Genomic DNA, 372 nt, shown 5'->3' on the forward strand with positions numbered 1-372 from the left:
ATCTCTGCGGTCTCGATGTAGTCATGGCCATAGGCGTCGGTTACGCGCAGTCCAGCTCGCGAGAGTTGTTCCTTCGGGCGATTTCCGATCTTGGCGCATAGCACTATGTGTATGCCTTCGAGCGCTGCGATGACGCCCTCGAGGATGGCGTCTTCGCCCCCGCCTCCGAGGCAATACCGCTCGACCTTCCGATGCCCGACCAAGCTGATCCCTCTAGGCGAGACTTCATAAACCTGGAATTCCTTCGCGTGGCCGAAGTGTTCGTTGACCCGTCCACCTCCCTTAGTGGCGACCGCAACCAGAAGCGACTTTTCGGAGTCTGTTGCCTTGACCATACCGATGGCCTCGCTCCTCGCCGCCTCATGATCACGG

At 59.4% G+C, this 372-nt stretch carries 1 protein-coding gene; it reads right to left on the reverse strand.

The annotated features are described in order from the left end of the window. The coding region (locus tag EN807_RS33200; RefSeq protein WP_281405251.1) for a NifB/NifX family molybdenum-iron cluster-binding protein at positions 1-372 on the reverse strand (372 nt) is incomplete at both ends.

The sequence above is a fragment of the Mesorhizobium sp. M5C.F.Ca.ET.164.01.1.1 genome (assembly GCF_004792125.1).
Taxonomy (GTDB): domain Bacteria; phylum Pseudomonadota; class Alphaproteobacteria; order Rhizobiales; family Rhizobiaceae; genus Mesorhizobium; species Mesorhizobium wenxiniae.